The sequence below is a fragment of the Pseudomonas sp. AP3_22 TE3818 genome (assembly GCF_053628995.1).
Genome location: NZ_JBRJHL010000001.1, coordinates 3,263,266 through 3,280,836 on the forward strand (window position 1 = coordinate 3,263,266; position 17,571 = coordinate 3,280,836).

Here is a 17,571-nt window from a genome sequence, read left to right on the forward strand (position 1 = left end):
TACAGTTCCCCGGAAATGCGTGAAGAACCAAAAAAAAGCCCCGCGACCGAATGAGACGCAGGGCAAGGGAATTGGTTGGTTGCGGCCAACCAAAGGAGCGCTTTAAAACATCGGGTTAATTGCTGGCGATCGTCTCGGGCTGCCAGCCGCCACCGAGGGCCTTGTAGATCGCGACGATGCCGCGATACAGATCGACTTCAGCCTGGGCCTGGGTGTCTTCGGCTGCCAGGCGTTCACGCTGGGCGTCGAGCAGCACGAGGAAATCGGCGGTGCCTTCGCGGTAGCGAATCTCGGCGAGATCGGCAGCGGAGCGACTGGACTCGCTCTGGCGAATCAGCGAGATCAGGCGCTGTTGGCGCTTGCCGTAGTCGCTGAAGGCGTTTTCCGACTCTTCGAGGGCCAGCAACACTTGCTGTTCGTACGTTGCCAGGGCGCCCTCGGCATCGGCGTCGGCGGCGCGCAAACGGGCGCGCACGCTGCCCAGGTCGAATGCCGCCCAGGTGATGCTCGGGCCGAGCGCCCAGGCGTTGGCCGCCGAGGAACCGATTTGCGAACCACGCCCGGCGGTGAAGCCAAGGAAGCCGCTGAGGCTGACTTGCGGGAACAGGTCGGCCTTGGCCACGCCGATCCGCGCCGTGGCCGAAGCCAGTTTGCGCTCGGCACTGCGAATGTCCGGGCGACGTTGCAGCAGTTCACCCGGATTGCCGATCGGCAAGGCCTTGGCAATTGGCGGCAAGTCTTTCGGGCTCAGGTCCACGGTCAGCTTGTCCGGACGCTCGCCCAGCAGCGTGGCGATACGGTTCTTCTCCCGAACCTGCTCGGCCTGCAATTGCGGCACGCTGGCTTCGACCGACGCCAGGCGCGCATCGGCACGTTCCACATCGAGTTGATCGCCGACGCCGGCATCACGCAGGTTGATGGTGATCTTGCGCGACTCCTGCTGGTTCTCCAGGTTCGCCAGGGCGATCTTTTCCCGCAGTTGCGCACCGCGCAGTTGACCGTAGGCATCCACCAGTTCGGCAATCATGCTCACCTGCAGCTGATACAGATCGGCTTCAAGCGACTGTTGCTCGGCGTTCGCTGATTCCAGGTTGCGCTGGATACGGCCAAACAGGTCGATCTCCCAGGCCATGTCCAGGCCCAGGTCGTAGCGTTCGCTGTTGACCCGGTCGGTGGTCTGGCCGGGAATCTGGCCCTTGCCCAAGTCACTGCTGACACGGCTGGTGACGACCGGCAAGTTGTCGTTACTGATGTCATCGCGGATCGCCCGTGCGGCTTTCCAGCGGGCAAAAGCGACGCGCAAATCACGGTTGCCCTTGAGCGATTGCGTCACCAACTGGTTGAGGGTCGGGTCTTCGAACTGCTGCCACCAGATGCCTTCGAAACGCGAACGGTCAAAGTTCTTCTGGCCGGCGGCGCCATCAGTGGCGGCCGTGATGTTGGCCGCCTCGGTGTTGGGCGTCTGGTAATCCGGACCCACGGCACAGGCACTCAAGGCCAACACCAGCAGGCTCGGCAGGAAGGCTTTCAAACTCATCAGTGCGACTCCAGCTTCAGGGCGACCTTGGCGGCTTTGCGCGCCTGGCCACGCTCGACAAAGTTACGAATCAATACGTAGAACACTGGCGTCAGCAACAGACCGAAGAAGGTCACCCCGAGCATCCCGGAGAACACCGCCACACCCATGGCGTGACGCATTTCGGCACCGGCACCGCTGGAGAACACCAACGGCACAACCCCCATGATGAACGCGAAGGAGGTCATCAGGATCGGCCGCAGACGCAGACGGCAAGCTTCCAGTACCGCGGCCAGCGGGTTGAGGCCCTCCAGCTGTTTGTCCTTGGCGAACTCGACGATCAGGATCGCGTTCTTGCACGCCAGGCCCACCAGTACGATCAGGCCGATCTGGGTGAAGATGTTGTTGTCACCGCCGGAGGCGATCACACCGGTGATGGCCGACAGCAGGGTCATCGGTACGATCAGGATCACCGCCAGTGGCAGGCTCCAGCTTTCGTACTGGGCCGCCAGTACCAGGAACGCCAGCAGGACGCAGAGCGGGAACACGAACAACGCGGTGTTGCCGGACAGGATCTGCTGGTAGGTCAGGTCGGTCCATTCGTAGGTCATGCCGTTCGGCAGTTCTTCCTTGAGCAGTTTCTCGATGGCTTTTTCGGCCTGGCCGGAGCTGTAGCCGGGGGCTGCCGCACCGTTGATTTCAGCGGTGATGAAACCGTTGTAGTGCATCACGCGGTCCGGACCCGAGGTGTCGCTGACCTTGATGAAGGTCGCCAGCGGGATCATTTCGCCTTTGTTGTTACGCACTTTCAATTGGCCGATCTGGTCGGATTCGAGGCGGAACTGCTGTTCGGCCTGAACGTTGACCTGATAGGTGCGCCCGAAGCGGTTGAAGTCGTTGGCATACAGCGAGCCCAGGTAGATCTGCAGGGTGTCGAAGATGTCGCTGACGGCTACGCCGTGGGTCTTGGCCTTTTCCCGGTCGATGGCGGCATCGACCTGCGGTACGTTGACCGTATAGCTGGTGAACAGGCCGGCCAGTTCCGGCACGTTGTGGCTCTTGGCGATGATGTTCATGGTTTCCTTGTACAGCTCGTCGTAACCCAGGTTGCCCCGGTCTTCGATCTGCAGGCGGAAACCACCAATGGTACCCAGGCCTTGCACCGGCGGTGGCGGGAAGATCGCCATGTAGGCTTCCTGGATGTTCGCGTACTGGCCGTTCAAGGCCCCGGCAATCGCACCGGCGGACATGCTCGGGTCTTTACGCTCGTCGAACGGTTTGAGAGTCACGAACACGATGCCGGCGTTCGGGCTGTTGGTGAAACCGTTGATCGACAGGCCAGGGAAGGCCACCGCGCTCTCTACGCCAGGCTGTTTCAGCGCCAGGTCGGACATGCGCTTGATCACGTCTTCGGTACGGTCCAGGCTCGAGGCATCCGGCAGTTGCGCGAAGGCCACCAGGTATTGCTTGTCCTGGCCGGGTACGAAACCGGTCGGGGTGCTGGAGAAACCGAAGAAGGTCAGGACCATCAGGCCGGCGTACAGCAGCAGGGCGATGCCGCTTGAGCGGATCACACGGGCAACGGTGCCGACATAACCATGGCTGGCCTTTTCAAAGAAACGGTTGAACGGACGGAACAGCCAGCCGCCAAACATCTTGTCCAGCACCCTGGAGAAACGGTCTTTCGGTGCGTCATGGCCCTTGAGCAATACCGCCGCCAGCGCCGGCGACAGGGTCAGCGAGTTGAAGGCCGAGATCACCGTGGAAATCGCAATGGTCAGGGCGAACTGCTTGTAGAACTGCCCGGTCAACCCGGAGATGAACGCCGCCGGGACGAACACCGCACACAGCACCAACGCCGTGGCAATGATCGGGCCGGTCACTTCACGCATGGCGCGTTTGGTGGCTTCCACCGGGGTCAATCCGAGCTCGATGTTCCGTTCGACGTTCTCCACCACCACGATGGCGTCGTCGACCACGATACCGATGGCCAGTACCAGGCCGAACAGCGACAGGGCGTTGAGCGAGAAACCGAACAGGTGCATCACGGCAAAGGTACCGATCAGCGAAACCGGCACAGCCACCAGCGGAATGATCGAGGCGCGCCAGGTCTGCAGGAACAGGATCACCACCAGTACCACGAGGATCAGTGCTTCGAAGAGGGTGTGAACCACCGCCTCGATGGAGCCGCGCACGAAGATCGTCGGGTCATAGACGATGCTGAAGTCCATGCCTTCGGGGAAGCTCTTCTTCAGCTCGGCCATTTTCGCACGGACTTCGTTGGAGATCTCGATGGCGTTGGAACCGGGGCGCTGGAAGATCGGGATCGCCACCGCCGGCTGATTGTTCAGCAGCGAACGCAGGGCGTACTGGCTGGAACCCAGCTCGACGCGAGCGATGTCCTTCAGACGGGTGATTTCACCGTTGTCGCCAGAGCGAATGATGATGTTCTCGAACTCTTCCTCACTGACCAGACGGCCCTGCGTGTTGACCGACAGCTGAAAGCTTTGGGCATTCGGGGCAGGGGGAGCGCCCAAGGCACCGGCGGCCACCTGGCGGTTCTGTTCACGAATGGCGGTGACAACGTCAGTGGCGGTCAGGTTGCGCGAAGCGGTCTTGTTCGGGTCGAGCCAGACCCGCAGCGAGTAGTCGCCCATGCCGAACAGTTGCACGTCACCGACACCGCCCAGCCGCGCCAGCTCATCCTTGATGTTGAGGATCGCGTAGTTGGACAGGTAGAGCATGTCGTAGCGTTTGTCCGGCGAGGTCAAGTGCACCACCATCGTCAGGTCGGGCGATGCCTTGTCCACGGTGATACCGATGCGCGTCACTTCCTCGGGAAGTTTCGGCTCGGTCCGGGTCACACGGTTCTGCACCTGCACCTGCGCGTTGTCCAGGTCGGTACCCAGGGCAAAGGTGATGGTCAGGGTGATCTTGCCGTCGGCGGTCGATTGCGAGGACATGTACAGCATGTTCTCGACGCCGGTGATGGCTTGCTCCAGGGGAGCGGCCACGGTTTCACCGATGACTTTCGGGTTGGCCCCCGGGAAGTTGGCGCGCACCACTACGGTCGGCGGCACGACTTCGGGGTATTCGCTGATCGGCAACTGGAACAGCGAGATCGCACCGGCGATCAGGATCAGCAGCGACAGCACCGCTGCGAAGATCGGCCGCGAAATGAAGAATTGGGAAAAATTCATCGTAAAAATCCCTTAACCACGTGGGGTCGTGGCAGCCAGTTTCACAACGGTGCCCGGTGCGACCTTGGCTGGCGCGACTTGGGGCAGGTTGCTGGCTTCCAGCGCTTGGCGTTGTTGTGCGAGTGCCGCAAGGGTTTGTTCGCTGGCCATCGGAATCACCTCAGGGGTGACCGGTGAGCCGGGACGTACCCGTTGCAGGCCCTTGACGATGATGGTGTCGTCCTTGTTCAGGCCACTGCGCACGATGCGCAAGCCTTCGATCTTCGGCCCCAGTTCCACCGCGCGGTAGGCGGTCTTGTTGTCGCCGTCCATCACGATCACGAACTTCTTGCCCAGGTCGGTACCCACCGCTTCATCGTTGATCAGCATAGCGCTGTAGGTGCCGCTGCCCACCAGTTTCAGGCGTGCATACAGGCCCGGGGTGTAGCTGCCATCGCTGTTGTCGAACACGGCGCGGCCACGGATGGTGCCGGTCTTGGGGTTGACCTGGTTGTCGACGAAGTTCATCACGCCCTGGTGCGGGTTACCGTCCTCGTTGGACAGGCCCATATACACCGGGGTGGTGGCGCCGCGTTTGCCCTGGCGAGCGAGCTCGGTGTACTTGAGGAACACACGCTCGTCCGCGTCGAAGTAGGCGTAGACCTTGTCGGTGGAGACCACGCTGGTCAGCGGCGTGGTGTCGGCGGTCACCAGGTTGCCGGCGGTGATTTCCGCACGGCTGACACGGCCGCTGATTGGTGCGGTGACGCGGGTGAAACTCAGGTTGAGCTTGGCCAGGTCGAGCTGTGCCTGAAGCGCACCGACGGCGGCGCGGGCTTCCTGGGCGGCGCTGGTGCGCGAATCGGCCAGCTCGGCGGAAATGGCGTTGCTGGTGCGCAGGCGTTCACCGCGCTGGGCCTCGTTTTCGCTGCGGGTGGCATTGGCGCGCGATTGTGCAACCAGGGCTTCGAGGCGGCGGACCTCAGCCTGGAACGGACGCGGGTCGATCTGGAACAGCAGGTCGCCTTTCTTGACCAGGGCGCCTTCAGTGAACGCCACTTCATCGATCTGGCCGGAGACCCGTGGACGAATCTCGACCGTTTCCGGCGCTTCCAGGCGCCCGGTGAATTCGTCCCACTCGTTGACCGGTTGTTCCAGCACCTTGGCCACGCTGACTTTGGCAGCGGGCAGGGTGGCGGCGGTTTCCGGGGCCTTGCCGCAAGCGCTGATCACCACTACGGCCAACAAAGCCAACGGGAAGCGCAAATGTTTGAATGACTGTTCCATGGATGCATCCGCCAATGTGTTGAGATTGGCGAATGATGCGCGGCGGGTTGGTATCTCACGAATCGAATGGGGCGAAGGTAACTATCATTCGGAATGATATAAGGCCCAAGCCAGCCCTCTAGACTGCGCCTTGCGTCTGGTCGCCATCAAGTGGATTGATGACAATTGTGTGTTGCATTGGATGCAATAGTTCGACTCGAAACCGAGTGACTCCTTGATGTCATGAAGGATTCTGACGATCACCTCGTCGTTTGCTACACGGCAGAGCATGGCCTAGCGCAACGGGCGAAAGACAATGGGGTCGATGTAAGCCGATTGCAGGTCCCGCTCCGGGATCTCCCAGATGATTTGCTTTGGCGGCGTTTCTTTGAAGGCCGGGTTGTTGAGGTAGCTGTTTGCAGCGCCAGAGAACGCTCCGCCGTCTTTGGCGAAGTTACCCACGGGGGCGCCCAGTGCCTGCTGCAGAAACCCTGCGAAGTTGGAGTTGCGCGAGAATGAAGTGCCGATGAGCGCGGTGTTGGGGAGGTCGGCATCGCCAAAGAGGTCTGCCTCAGTGTCAGGGTTGGCGGCTGACGCAACGGGAAGTTCGTGGGTGCTGGTTTGGGCGACCATTTCGGGGGCGGGCTGCCATTTGAGCGGCAGCCCGTCGATGCCCGCCAGATGGACCAGATCGCCAGGTCGCAGCGCGAGCGGGGCATGACTTTCGTTGAACGATCTGCGTGGCGTTGCGCTGATGCCCAGGGTCTTCAGGCGCTGTGTGATGGCATTGGCCGCCGCCTTCGCGCCGGATTCGCTCCAGTGCGTATCGGTGCGCAACCAGGCGCTGGCCCCCAGTGGCGTCAGCGCAGCGGTGAGGTCCAGATTCGACACGCCCCCCACGTCCAGCTTCGAGGTCCAGGCCTGGATGCGCCCTTCGTGCGCGGCTGGGCGCTGCAGTGCGCAACGCTGCTCGGAAGCGATGCGGCTCTTGTCTGGAACGATGACCACCAGCAGGCTGATGTCTCGTTGGGAGAGCTGCTGCTTCAGATCAATCACTGCCCGGACTTTGGCATCGGCATTGCGCTGTGCTTGATGATTGACCTTGAGCTCATCAGCCAAAAACAACCAGCCAGGACAACCTGAGCGAACCCTCGGCCCGGTGTCACTCAGGAGCAGCCAACTGACACCGCGCTCCAGCTCGGCGAAGGTCGTGGGCAGTTGAGCGTTCGACAGTTCCTTGGCAATCCGGTGAGTGATATCGCCGTCAAAAAGCTGCGGGGTCAACACTTTATCGGGTAACAGCGAGAACTGCCCTGAAACGATCAGGCGGCCAGTGGACAGCAGGCCGACGCCCAGGAATATCAGTAGCGCCACGCCTGCCAACCGACTGCTGCGTGTCGCCAGATCATCTGGTTGAGTGGAGGGCGGGGTGTGCTTTGGGGTCGTCATCAGAATTGAAAGTACAGGAAGGGTACGGTTTCGCGACTGGCGATCAGTGCGAACGACAGCATGAAACCGGCGATGGGCCAAAGGGCGGCGGCGTAAAACGCAATACCGCCCAGTTGTTTCTCACAGTAAGGGCGCATTAGCGGTGCGACGACACCGAACACACCCAGCAAACCCGCAAGGCCGTGTACCGGGCGCAGGGTTGCGGACAGTTCGTCACCGAGGGCGATGCCCTGCAGGCCGAACTGTCCGGCATACAGGTTCAGCGCGCTATGAAAGTCGGGGGCGCGGAACAGTGTCCAGGCCAGGCAGACGAACAACAATGTCAGTCCATGGGACAGCACCGGCGGTACAGAGGGCAGGGTGGAACGGCTCCAGGCACGATCAACGCATAACGCGAGGCCATGGGCGCAGCCCCACAGTAGAAAATTCCAGCTGTCGCCACCGTGCCATAGGCCGGCAATGGCCATGGTCAGGAACAGGTTGCGGTAGGTTTTCCAGGTGCCGTTGCGATTGCCGCCCAGCGAAATGTACAGATAGTCGCGTAACCAGCTGGACAGCGACAGATGCCAGCGGCGCCAGAAGTCCTGGATGCTGTTGGCCAGATACGGACGGTCGAAGTTCTCGGGAAAGTGAAAACCCAGCATCAGGCCCAGACCAATGGCCATGGCACTGTAGCCGGCGAAGTCGAAGAACAGTTGCAGGGAATAGGCAAGGCAGCCGATCCACGCGTCAGAGAAACTGGGGTTCTGCACACTGAACGCCACATCGACCACCGGCGACAGGGTGTCGGCCACCAGGACCTTCATGCTCATCCCGACCATGAACCGGCGTGCGCCCAGCGAGAAATTCTGCAGGTTGAAGTAACGTTGATTCAGCTCACGCCGAACCCAGTCATAGCGAATGATGGGACCGGCGACCGAATGGCCGAACATCGAAATATAGGTGGCGTAATTAATGAAGCTGCGTTCGACCGGCACGGTGCGGCGGTGTACATCCACCAGGTAGGAAATCGCCTGCAATACGATAAACGATAGCCCGGCCGGCATGATGACCCGCTGCCAGTCCAGCGACATGGCGCCAGACCAGGTAAGGATATCGATCAACGTACCGGCGACGATGTTGGCGTACTTGTACCAGCACAGCACCGTGGTGTTGAGCACGATCAATGTCACGAGTAGCCGCACGCGGCCCTGGTCTTTTTCCCGCAAGGCGTCAATCAGCAAGCCGCCGGCCCACGCCGTGATCGTCAGCACGACATGCACCGCGAGGAACCGTGGGCTCAACCAGCCATAGAACAGCCAGCTGCCGGTCAGTAACGTGACGTTGCGCCACGCCGCTGGGCACACTGCATAGGCGCACAGGAACAGCGGCAGGAACAACGTCAGAAACTCGAGAGAGGCAAAAACCATGGTGGTGGCGCGATCCGGATCAGTGGGCCAGGACGTCAGTCGCCAGCAGCAGGTACGGGCCATTTGCGCCCGGCAGCAGCACAACGCTGTAGCGCTCGCCGGCCTTGAGCTGGCCCAGGTCAAGCGGGGCACCGACGTTGGTTTGGGCGCAGACCAATTGAACCGACAGGCTGACCGGGTTGATCGCTCGGCGTTGTACGCTGCCGTCGGCCACTTCCTTGAACAGGTCGGCGTTTTTTCCCGCAGCGCGCAAACCGGCCTGGGTGCATGCTGGATCGGCGCTGAAAAACGCCAGCGAGGCTCTCAGGCTATTGAAGTCGTCGGGTTGCTCACGGATGACGACCTGGCGGATACCTTGAGCGCTGTCCGGCAGTGCGATCACGCTGGCGAATTCGCCTGCCGCCACCTGGATGTCCAGCGGCTGGCTTTTACCGTTGAGTTCCAGGGTGCCCTTGATCGGCTGGTTGGCGGGCACGGGCAGGTAGTCGGACACGGCATTCGAACCCTCGAGCCTGAGGCTGGCCCGCGAGCCTTCGGCCAGCAGCTGCAGGGGGCGGTCGGCGGCGTTGATAAAGCGCAGGAAGGCCGAGTCCTGATCCGGGCCCGTCGGGTACAGGGCAATGTCGGCGGCCTGGGCGTGCAGGCTCAGCATCAAGGGCGCGAACAGCGCCCAGCCACATGCGGATCGGCTCATTTGCCGGCTCCTGTGCTGCTGACCGTATCGGCGGGCAGTTTGGCCAACGCACCACCAATCGCATTGCCCCAGGATTGATAACCGGCGACGGTGAAGTGCTGCCCATCGGTGGTGATCCACTGCCCGGGTTTGGAGAACGCCAGCGAATCGATGTAGGTACAAGGCGCCACGTTCGCGGCCAAAAACTGCGACATCAATTGGGTGCGGGCATCATTTTTCTGGTACATGCCACCGGCTTTACCCCAGGCCGGGCCTACCCAGGCGCAACGGGTCCCGGTGGCCGCGATGGCCTTGGCAAGGCCAGTGACGCTTTGCCATGCCCAAGCCTTTGGAAACACTGGCTTGTCATAGGACGCCATGGTATCGCCGATGACCAGCACCACCAGGTCGGGCTTGTCTGCGGCGATCAGGTCCTGGATCGGTGTGGTGGTTGCCTCGCGCCCCTTGATCACGATCTTGTCGTTGCCTTTGCGCTCGGCGCCGCAGTCGACTTTTTTACTGATCAGCCAGTCGCCGGCGCTGGCGCCGCAGGCACCGATGGAGTGGACCTGGGCGCCTTGGCGCGTCAGGTTGTCGTGCAGCGGCTCCAGCAAATGGTCCGCGAGGCTCATGTGGCTCTCCCCAAGAACAAGAAGAGTCAGGCCGGCAAGGGCAGAAGTGGGCATCGAAAGCTCCAGAATGATCAGTTGGAATAAGGCGAGGTGTACGGGCTGACCGGCAGGCTCATGGGGCCGCTGATCTCCTCGTACTGGTAGCGCAAAGACAGGGCAGCGCTGAGTTGTTGGTAGTCGTGGGCGTTGTCCAGGCCCAGATTGGCGCCCAGCAGGAAGTTCGACGCGAACTTGTATTCAGCCGCCGCGGCGACGCTGTAGCCGATCCCGGTTTTGTTTTGCCCTTCGTAGCGCAAACCCGAGGCCGCCTGCAGGGCTTTGTCGTTCGGGAAATAGTCGACGCTGTCCTGCTCGAAATGCTGCACGCCGACCGAGCCCTTGACCTGATACGTCAAGCGCCCGGTGCGTTGTGCCCAGGTCACCGGTACGCCCAGGGCGAAGAACGTCTGCGGGCTGAAATAGCCGCCGTGGCCGTAGGTGAAAAAGTCCTGGTTGTTGGCGTAGCGGATGCCGGTCATGCTCAGGCCGACGGTCAGCTTGCTGTCCGTTGCATTTTGCAGGTACCAGTACACACCGCTGCCCAGCTCACTGCGGTTGTTGGACTCGACATGGTTGCCCAATAGCTGGTGCCAGGAGGCGTAGCCATAGGCGCCGACTTCGTTGTCGTCAAAGCTCAACTGGCCACGTCCGCCGTTGGCGGTCACACCCCCCCAGGACTGCCCGCTGCGTTTGTCCGTGGTGCCGGCAAACGAGGTGACGCTGTCCGTCACCGGGCGTCGGGAAACGCTCACGCCGTAGCGGACATTGGAGGTGTCGCTCACGGGGCGATCAATGCTGATGCCGCCCGTCGCGGTGGAGTACTTGAAGCCGAGCGGGGTGGTGCCAAGATCGGCTTTGAGCCCGTCAGCAGGCCGTTGGATGGCGACGGAAAGGCCAACACCTTCGGCTTTTTGCGAACCGGCATTGCCGCTCTGCGCACCATTACCGAAACGCGACAGCGCTTCGCTGCTGACGCTGCCGGCGTTCAGCGAGACGGGCGTCACGCGCAGCGCGATGCGGCTTTCATCCAACGGAATATTGATTTCCAGCGGTGTTTCAATATCGGTCAGTTTGCTCAACCCCGACTCACTGTTGTTGCTGCGAATGCTCACGCCCTGGGTGACGTAGGCGCTGCGCTCTTGAAGGATTTTATTCAGCGCCACTTGCGCGGGGCTGATGTCCTCGCTCACCAGTGCTGCACGCGGCTGTTGCGACTCGAATGGATTGCTCGCTTGCTGCGGTTTTGGCGAAGCGCCGATGACAAAAGAGGTGTGGGACGTCATGCGGCCTGGCATCTCTTGTACCGGTGGCGGAATGGCTGCCAGCAAGGTGTCGCGACTGACTTCGTTACGTGAACCCGACACCCCGGCAAAAGGGTTGGGCGCTACTGTCGAACCTGCCAGTTGGGCGCCCTGGCTTCTGCGTTTCTCGCTCTGTTCAATGGCCACGGCCTTGCGCAGCAGATCGGCCGCTGTGCCGGTCTTGCCCATGTTCTGGTAGAGGCGGGCAGCCTCTGTCAGCGTTTGAGGATTGCCGGATTCGGTCTTGAGCAGCTGTTGCAATGCCTGTTCGGCAAAGGCCGCGTCATGTGCCAACACCGCCGCGTCGGCGGCACCCAACAGCAGTTGCGGGTCGTTTGGCTGACGTTGTAACAGCGGTTTGTAGAGCTCGAGGGCTTTTGCCGTGTCGCGGTTGGCCGAGTACATCCGCGCCAGGGCCGCGACGGCAGCACTCTCACCGGGACGTTGCGCCAGTGCGGGCGCCAGCGTGTCATAGGCGTTGGCCAGATCGCCTCGCTCACGCAACTGATCAGCCTGGCGGATGCGATAGAGATAGAGCAGGTCGTCGAAACGCTTGCGAGCCGGCGCGTTCAAGGGCCTGTTCTGAAGGTCGCGCAGAATCTCGTTGACCTGTGCGTCTTCTCCGGATTTAAGCAACACAGCGGCGTATTGCAGGATGAAGTCCGCCGAGGGCGCAGCGGTGTTTTGCAACTGGCCGCGCATGAGGGCCAGCGCACGGGTCGGTTCGCCGATGTCGACATAGACCGAGGCCAGGCTCGCCGTGCGGTCTGGACTGTTGTTGGTCATCGGCTGAATGCGTTCGAGCAAGGTCAGGGCTTCCTGGCGCTGTCCGCGCTTGCCCAATTCGATCACCTGGCTGAGTTGCAGGTTGAAGCTGACGTCGGCGGCCAGCGCTTCCATGTCCGGGGTGCGCTGGTCGGGGCGCAAGCGTCCTAACGTTGTCTGGGCGGCTTTCCACTCACCCATCTGCACCGACAACAAAGCGCTGACGTAAAGCGCATCGGCATTGTTGGGGTGGGCCTGGAGCATGGCGTTGATCAGGTCCCGCGCCTTTTGCGGTTCGCCCATCGCCAGGTTCAGGCGGGCCAGGGCGAAACGCGTCCAGATGTTGTCCGGTTCGTAGCGCAGCGCGTCTTGCAAGGCGCTGCGCGCAGCGGGCAGGTCGTTGCGTTGTTCGGCGAGGGCGGCCAGTTGCGTCGCGCGCAAGGCTTGCAGGCGTGCGGACTGGCCGAACCTGGTCTGTCCGGTGGCTGGCAGGCTGTTGATCAGTTGCAGGGCTTCATCGTTCTTGCCGCTCTTGAGCAGCACATTGACCAGCCCTTCCAGTGCTTGAGGGTCGTCGCGGCGCAGGTTCAACGTTTGGCGATAGTTACGCTGAGCATCATCGAACTGGCCCGCACCGGCCTGAATGTCTGCCAGGGCGAGGCGGGCGTCCGCCCCGTTTGGATTGAGCTGCAGCGCCTGGTTTACCAAGACCTGTGCCTGGCCTGCCTGGCCTTTGGCCTGGACGTCGCGGGCCTGTTGCAATGCCGACCAGTAGCGCACTTCGTTCAGCGCGGCTTGCCAATGGCTGCCATCGCGTTGTCGCGTGGCCTGACCCAGGAGCTTTTCCGCTTCGGCCAGTCGGTGTTGTTGCTGGCGGATAACCCCAAGGCCACCCAGCGCGTCAGCATCATCGGGCCGGGTGTTCAAACGCGCTTGAAACGCCTGTTCGGCGGTGACCTGATCACCTTCCTTGAGCGCCTTCAGGCCGCGCGCGACGTCGGCGGGCGGTTGCCATTCCTTGCCGGCCGTCGTTGCTGCCTGTTGCTTGCCCTTGTTCATCTGCGCCCGGATTTCGCCATCATCCGGATGCGTCTTGAGGTACGTCTCGAACAAGGGCACTTGTGCGAGATTGGGTGGGCCGATCCAGGTCAGCGCCAGGCGCCAGCTTTCATCGGCATCACCGGCAATGTCGGTACGCTGGGTCAGCGCGGCCAACGCGCGGATGCCCTCGGCACGGCTGTCTTCACGGCGGATCAGATGCTTGGCGTAAAACAGCGCGACGATCGAATCGTTGGGCATTTCACGTTGCAGCCGCTCAAAGCCGCTGCGTGCTTCAGCCCAGTCAGCCTGATTGAAGGCGAGGTTGTTGTAATACTCGCGGCCAATCGTACCTTGAGGTGGACGGCCATCGAACAGCGAACGAAACACCGTGGTCGCCTTGTCGCGCTCACCGGCATCGACCAGGCGCCGAGCCTCCTCCAGATGCTGCTGGTTCTGCGGCTGGGCCAGGGCGATGTCCTGTGCCAATTGCAGTGCCTGCCGAGGCGCAGGCTGGATGGCCTGCAAGCGGGTGAGATTTTGCTGCGCCTGTTGTGAGTTGCCCTGTTGCACGCCAATCAGGCCCAGGCCATACAGTGCGTCAACCTGGACCGGGTCCAGCAGCAGGACTTTTTGCCAGACCTCCGCAGCGCGTTGAGGGTTCTTGCGCGACTGCCAGTACTGGCCTTGTTCGACGAGCAATGTCTGTGGCGTCGGACTTTGAGCGTGGGCAGCAGCCGTCCATGCGCTCATGACGGCGATGGCTAGCGTGCGGTGGTGCGCGTGCATGCGGTCTCCCAGGAGAGTTTCAGCGTTCCGTCTTCCCGGAATCGATAATGGTTATCTGCCCAGCCGAGCGCGAAAAGGCTGAGCATGAAGTTGTAGTAACGCGGCGGACCTGCGTCGGCATCAGGTCTGGCCAGCGCCTCGCGCAAGGCGAGTTCCGCGCGGTGCCGTTGCTGATCGGCCAACCGGGGGTGGCCCTTGGCCTGGAGGTACGGAATCAGCGCAGCCCGGAATCCGAAAGGGCTCTGACCCTGAACACTGCCGTGCAGAACCTGAACCGTTTCCGGGGGGGAACCTGTCGCGACAGTGCTGCGGGCCATGCCGTCCAGCCGTTTGAGCAGGAGCGCTGCCAGCGGTTCGGAGGTATCACTCATGCCCAGCCAGAGGTACACGCGAATGGCATCGTAGCTGCCCGTGTCGCCGTTGATCGGGTCGCTGACGAAGACGCCCGATTGCGCTGAAGTGCCTTGATAACCGACCCAGTCAGCGACAAAACCGTGGTGGCTTGATTGGGCAATCATCGTCGCGGTGTTGTTGGCAATCGCTTGCCAAGGCCCGGCGGGGGCTTCCTTGGCCAGCCGCCGTAACAGTGGCAGCGGCAGGTAGCTGGGGTTCAGGCGCCACAGAGCGTCCGGCTGGACGAAACCTTGTGGTCCGGGCAATACCATCGGGCCCAGTCCGGGCAGCTTGACGACCAATTGCGCTTCGATCGTCGCCATCAGGTGCAGGGCGTCCTGGTGATAGTCCGGCCGATGCCACAGGCGTGCGGCTTCGAGCAGGGCGTAGGCGATCCACAGGTCGGCGTCGGCGGCCGAATTGGCGTCTTGCAGGCGCCACTGACCGTCCTTGCCTTGCCCCCATAACCAGCCCGGCAGGCGTGTGGCGGTGGCGGAGCCTGCGAGGTTGGCTGATGTCCAGCGCCAGAGTTTGTCAAAGCGTGGCTGATCGTCGCCGATCAGTGCGAAGAGCATGCCGTAGGCCTGCCCTTCAGAGGTGCTGTGATTGTTCTCGAGGCTCGATTCCAGAACCCGGCCATCGGCCTGGACGAAGCGCGTTGCATAGGTTTGCCACAGTGGCCAGGCCGGCGGCTCGCAGGATTGTGCGGCCGCTATCGCCGGCGCCAGCAGGGCGAGCGCAAGCACAGCGCTCGACCTGCGCGCGTTACCGCGCAGGCACTGGCGAAGTGAAACACCCCGGCTGCTCATGGACGTCACAGGCATGCGCGGTTCATTGGCCAAGACGACGTTTAGCCCGTAAGCGCAGGGTCAGATAGGCCATTGAAGCAAGCAGCAGGACCCCGAGGAGAGTGAACAGCATGAACGCTATTACGTTTTGCGAGAGGTACCACTGCAGATAGCGCAATGGGCCCAGGCTCCCGACGTAGTAATCCTGCTCGGCGACCAGCGATTCGACATGCTTGCCCCTGACCACCACCAGACTGCCCTGCAACTCGTGGGCGTTTTCTTCGTTGCGCAGCAGGGCGTTGGTCACATCGGCCAAGCCGTTAGGCCTTGCGCTGGCGATAAACACCACGCTGCGCCCACTCTTGAGTGGCGATTCGAATCCGGTCAGATAAGCACTGCCATCGTCAGCGGTAAACCTGAAGCTGCTGCGCGCTTCGCGCAGATTGACTTTCGTATCCGGGCTGACCCAGTTGCGCAGACGCAAGGGCAGGTCAGACAGTTCAAAGTACTGCGCGGCATCCTCGTCCTTGGCCGGCAGGTGGCTTTGCCATTGCTCCAGCAACGGCTGATTGTTGCCCGAAGCAAGCACCAGCAAATCCCGGTCGCGTTGCTCGGCCACCTGGTCGGCGTGGACCACCTTCACGCCGGTGGCCGGATAACCGGTGGAGTCGCCGAAGCGGCCCAGCAGGGTCAGATAGGCGCTCAGTTCGGCCGGGCCTGGCTCGTTGGGCAGGATCACCGATGTTTCGGAAAGGTCGGCCATGCGGGTGAACGGGAAGCCACTGTCCTTGAACACCCCGAGGTTGGGCATGGCCATGAAATGTTCGTATTGGCTGAGGTCCAGGGTCGAATCCGGGTCGATCACACCGCGCATGTTGTCGATGATGATGTCGCGGCATTCGCCCTGTTTGATGTAGTCATACATGAAACGAAATTGCAGGCGCGATTGCAGCGCGACTGAATTGAGCGGCAACAGCATGCGCGATGTGCGGGCCAGACTGTCGTCGGCTTTGAGCATCGACAGCAGGCTGTCGCTGTTGCCGAGCTTCTCGATCGAAGGCAGGTCGATCGACTTGATAAAGGTATCGTTGAAACTGATCAGCAACGAGGAATTGGTGGAGACCGGTTGCGGCGTATAGCGGTATTTGAGGTCTAGTTGCGCGCCGGGCTCACGCCAGTTGAACAGGTCGGGTGGCAAGCGCAGCGCAACCGTCATTTGTCCCGGGTTATAACCCGACACATTGAGTTCAGCGGGCTTTGCCAGTTCACCCAGACGAACCGGGCGATCGGAGGGCAGCCAGTTAGGCGCGTCGTACGGTCGGCGCGGCTTGAGCGAGTCGATCCGGTCGATCACCACGCTCTGCCCGGAAAGGGCCGAGCCACCGAGGGCCAGCGCGGTCGCGGCGACCTTGAGATCGGCGCCATCGCGCCCGGAGACGATCAACAGTTTGCCCTGAGCATCATTCGGGTTACTCATGAGGGTCAATGTCGGCCCCGTGGCCTCTTTGATCGGTAAGCCACTCAGGGTCGTTGATTCGCTGCCGCTGACAAACACCACGGCGTTGCCTTTGGCCGGCAGGCTGGTGAGGCTGGCGGGGAAGGTTGCGCCGCGGTAGCTGGCCAAGGCGCCAAACCAGGACGACAGAATGCCGGCGGCCTCAAGCTCAGGGCCGCCCGGGCGCCCGGCGAACACGAATGGCAGCTTCAGGGGCGAGGCGTCTCGACGATCGAACAGGGGACGCGGCAGCGCGGACAGGTCGTTGGGCTGTTGAATCGAGGACACCTGGAGGTTCAGCTGGCTCTCGTTGCCGATCCTGGCCCAAAGGCTTGAGTGCAACGGATCTTCACATTGCATCGTGTAGTGACCGATGAACTGCAGGCTGAGCCGGTTGAACTCGGTAATGGTCTGCGGTGGAATCTGCACGGTCCGGGTCTGCAGTTTGCCGGCCTCTTCCTTCGGGAGGGGCAGGCTGGCGGCCACTTGATCGTTGATCAGCACGTTGATTTGCGAAAGATCGGACAGCAGCGCCGGTGAGTAGCTGTACTGCAGTGTGACCTGCGCAGCCGTGACGACTTCATCGGCGCGCACATCGAAATTCACACTGTCGGTCGCCTCCACGCCTTTAAGGGTCATCGAATAGCTTTTACCCAGCTCCTTGAGGCTGCGGGTATAACTGTTGCCCGGGGCATCGGTCCCGGGCAACGACGCGGCCGGCATCACCGCCGGCTCTGTGGCGCTGATTTGGGCGGCAGCACTCAACGCCCAACTGCTCCAGCCCGCTAGCGAACAGGCGATCAGCATGAGTGAGTGACGAGGAAGAAAGGTCCGGCGAG

General features: G+C 62.0%; 10 protein-coding genes. All 10 read right to left on the reverse strand.

The genetic code is table 11. From position 1 onward, the window contains the following. Positions 1-115: 115 nt before the first annotated feature. The 10 genes from AB7M25_RS14770 to bcsB all read right to left on the reverse strand — a co-directional run bounded on the left by AB7M25_RS14770 (position 116) and on the right by bcsB (position 17,539). Positions 116-1,537, reverse strand: coding sequence for an efflux transporter outer membrane subunit (locus tag AB7M25_RS14770; RefSeq protein ID WP_454237517.1), 1,422 nt, complete (start codon positions 1,535-1,537; stop codon positions 116-118). Next, on the reverse strand, positions 1,537-4,716 hold the full coding sequence (locus tag AB7M25_RS14775; protein ID WP_218478416.1) for an efflux RND transporter permease subunit: 3,180 nt from the start codon (positions 4,714-4,716) through the stop codon (positions 1,537-1,539). Before AB7M25_RS14775 ends, AB7M25_RS14770 begins: the two co-directional genes overlap by 1 nt. Positions 4,717-4,728: 12 nt before the next feature. Beyond that, positions 4,729-5,982, reverse strand: coding sequence for a multidrug efflux RND transporter periplasmic adaptor subunit MexE (gene mexE, locus AB7M25_RS14780; protein ID WP_429396539.1), 1,254 nt, complete (start codon positions 5,980-5,982; stop codon positions 4,729-4,731). 273 nt (positions 5,983-6,255) lie between these two features. Further along, positions 6,256-7,410 carry an alginate O-acetyltransferase AlgX-related protein gene (locus AB7M25_RS14785; RefSeq protein WP_454238356.1) on the reverse strand — a complete coding sequence of 385 codons (1,155 nt, stop codon included), beginning with the start codon at positions 7,408-7,410 and terminating at the stop codon, positions 6,256-6,258. After that, a complete protein-coding gene (locus tag AB7M25_RS14790) occupies positions 7,410-8,819 on the reverse strand; it encodes an MBOAT family O-acyltransferase (protein WP_454237518.1) in 1,410 nt (469 codons plus the stop codon). The genes AB7M25_RS14785 and AB7M25_RS14790 overlap by 1 nt, the downstream gene beginning before the upstream one ends. 19 nt (positions 8,820-8,838) lie before the next feature. Further along, positions 8,839-9,513, reverse strand: a complete 675-nt coding sequence (locus AB7M25_RS14795; RefSeq protein WP_429388922.1) for an alginate O-acetyltransferase AlgF — start codon at positions 9,511-9,513, stop codon at positions 8,839-8,841. Beyond that, positions 9,510-10,178, reverse strand: a complete 669-nt coding sequence (locus tag AB7M25_RS14800) for an SGNH/GDSL hydrolase family protein (RefSeq protein ID WP_104447183.1) — start codon at positions 10,176-10,178, stop codon at positions 9,510-9,512. The genes AB7M25_RS14795 and AB7M25_RS14800 overlap by 4 nt, the downstream gene beginning before the upstream one ends. Positions 10,179-10,195: 17 nt before the next feature. Further along, a complete protein-coding gene (locus AB7M25_RS14805; RefSeq protein WP_454237519.1) occupies positions 10,196-14,056 on the reverse strand; it encodes a cellulose synthase subunit BcsC-related outer membrane protein in 3,861 nt (1,286 codons plus the stop codon). Continuing rightward, positions 14,032-15,273, reverse strand: coding sequence for a cellulose synthase complex periplasmic endoglucanase BcsZ (gene bcsZ / locus AB7M25_RS14810; protein ID WP_429560493.1), 1,242 nt, complete (start codon positions 15,271-15,273; stop codon positions 14,032-14,034). Before bcsZ ends, AB7M25_RS14805 begins: the two co-directional genes overlap by 25 nt. Positions 15,274-15,280: 7 nt before the next feature. Next, positions 15,281-17,539, reverse strand: a complete 2,259-nt coding sequence (bcsB, locus tag AB7M25_RS14815) for a cellulose biosynthesis cyclic di-GMP-binding regulatory protein BcsB (protein WP_454238357.1) — start codon at positions 17,537-17,539, stop codon at positions 15,281-15,283. Between the last annotated feature and the right edge of the window lie 32 nt (positions 17,540-17,571).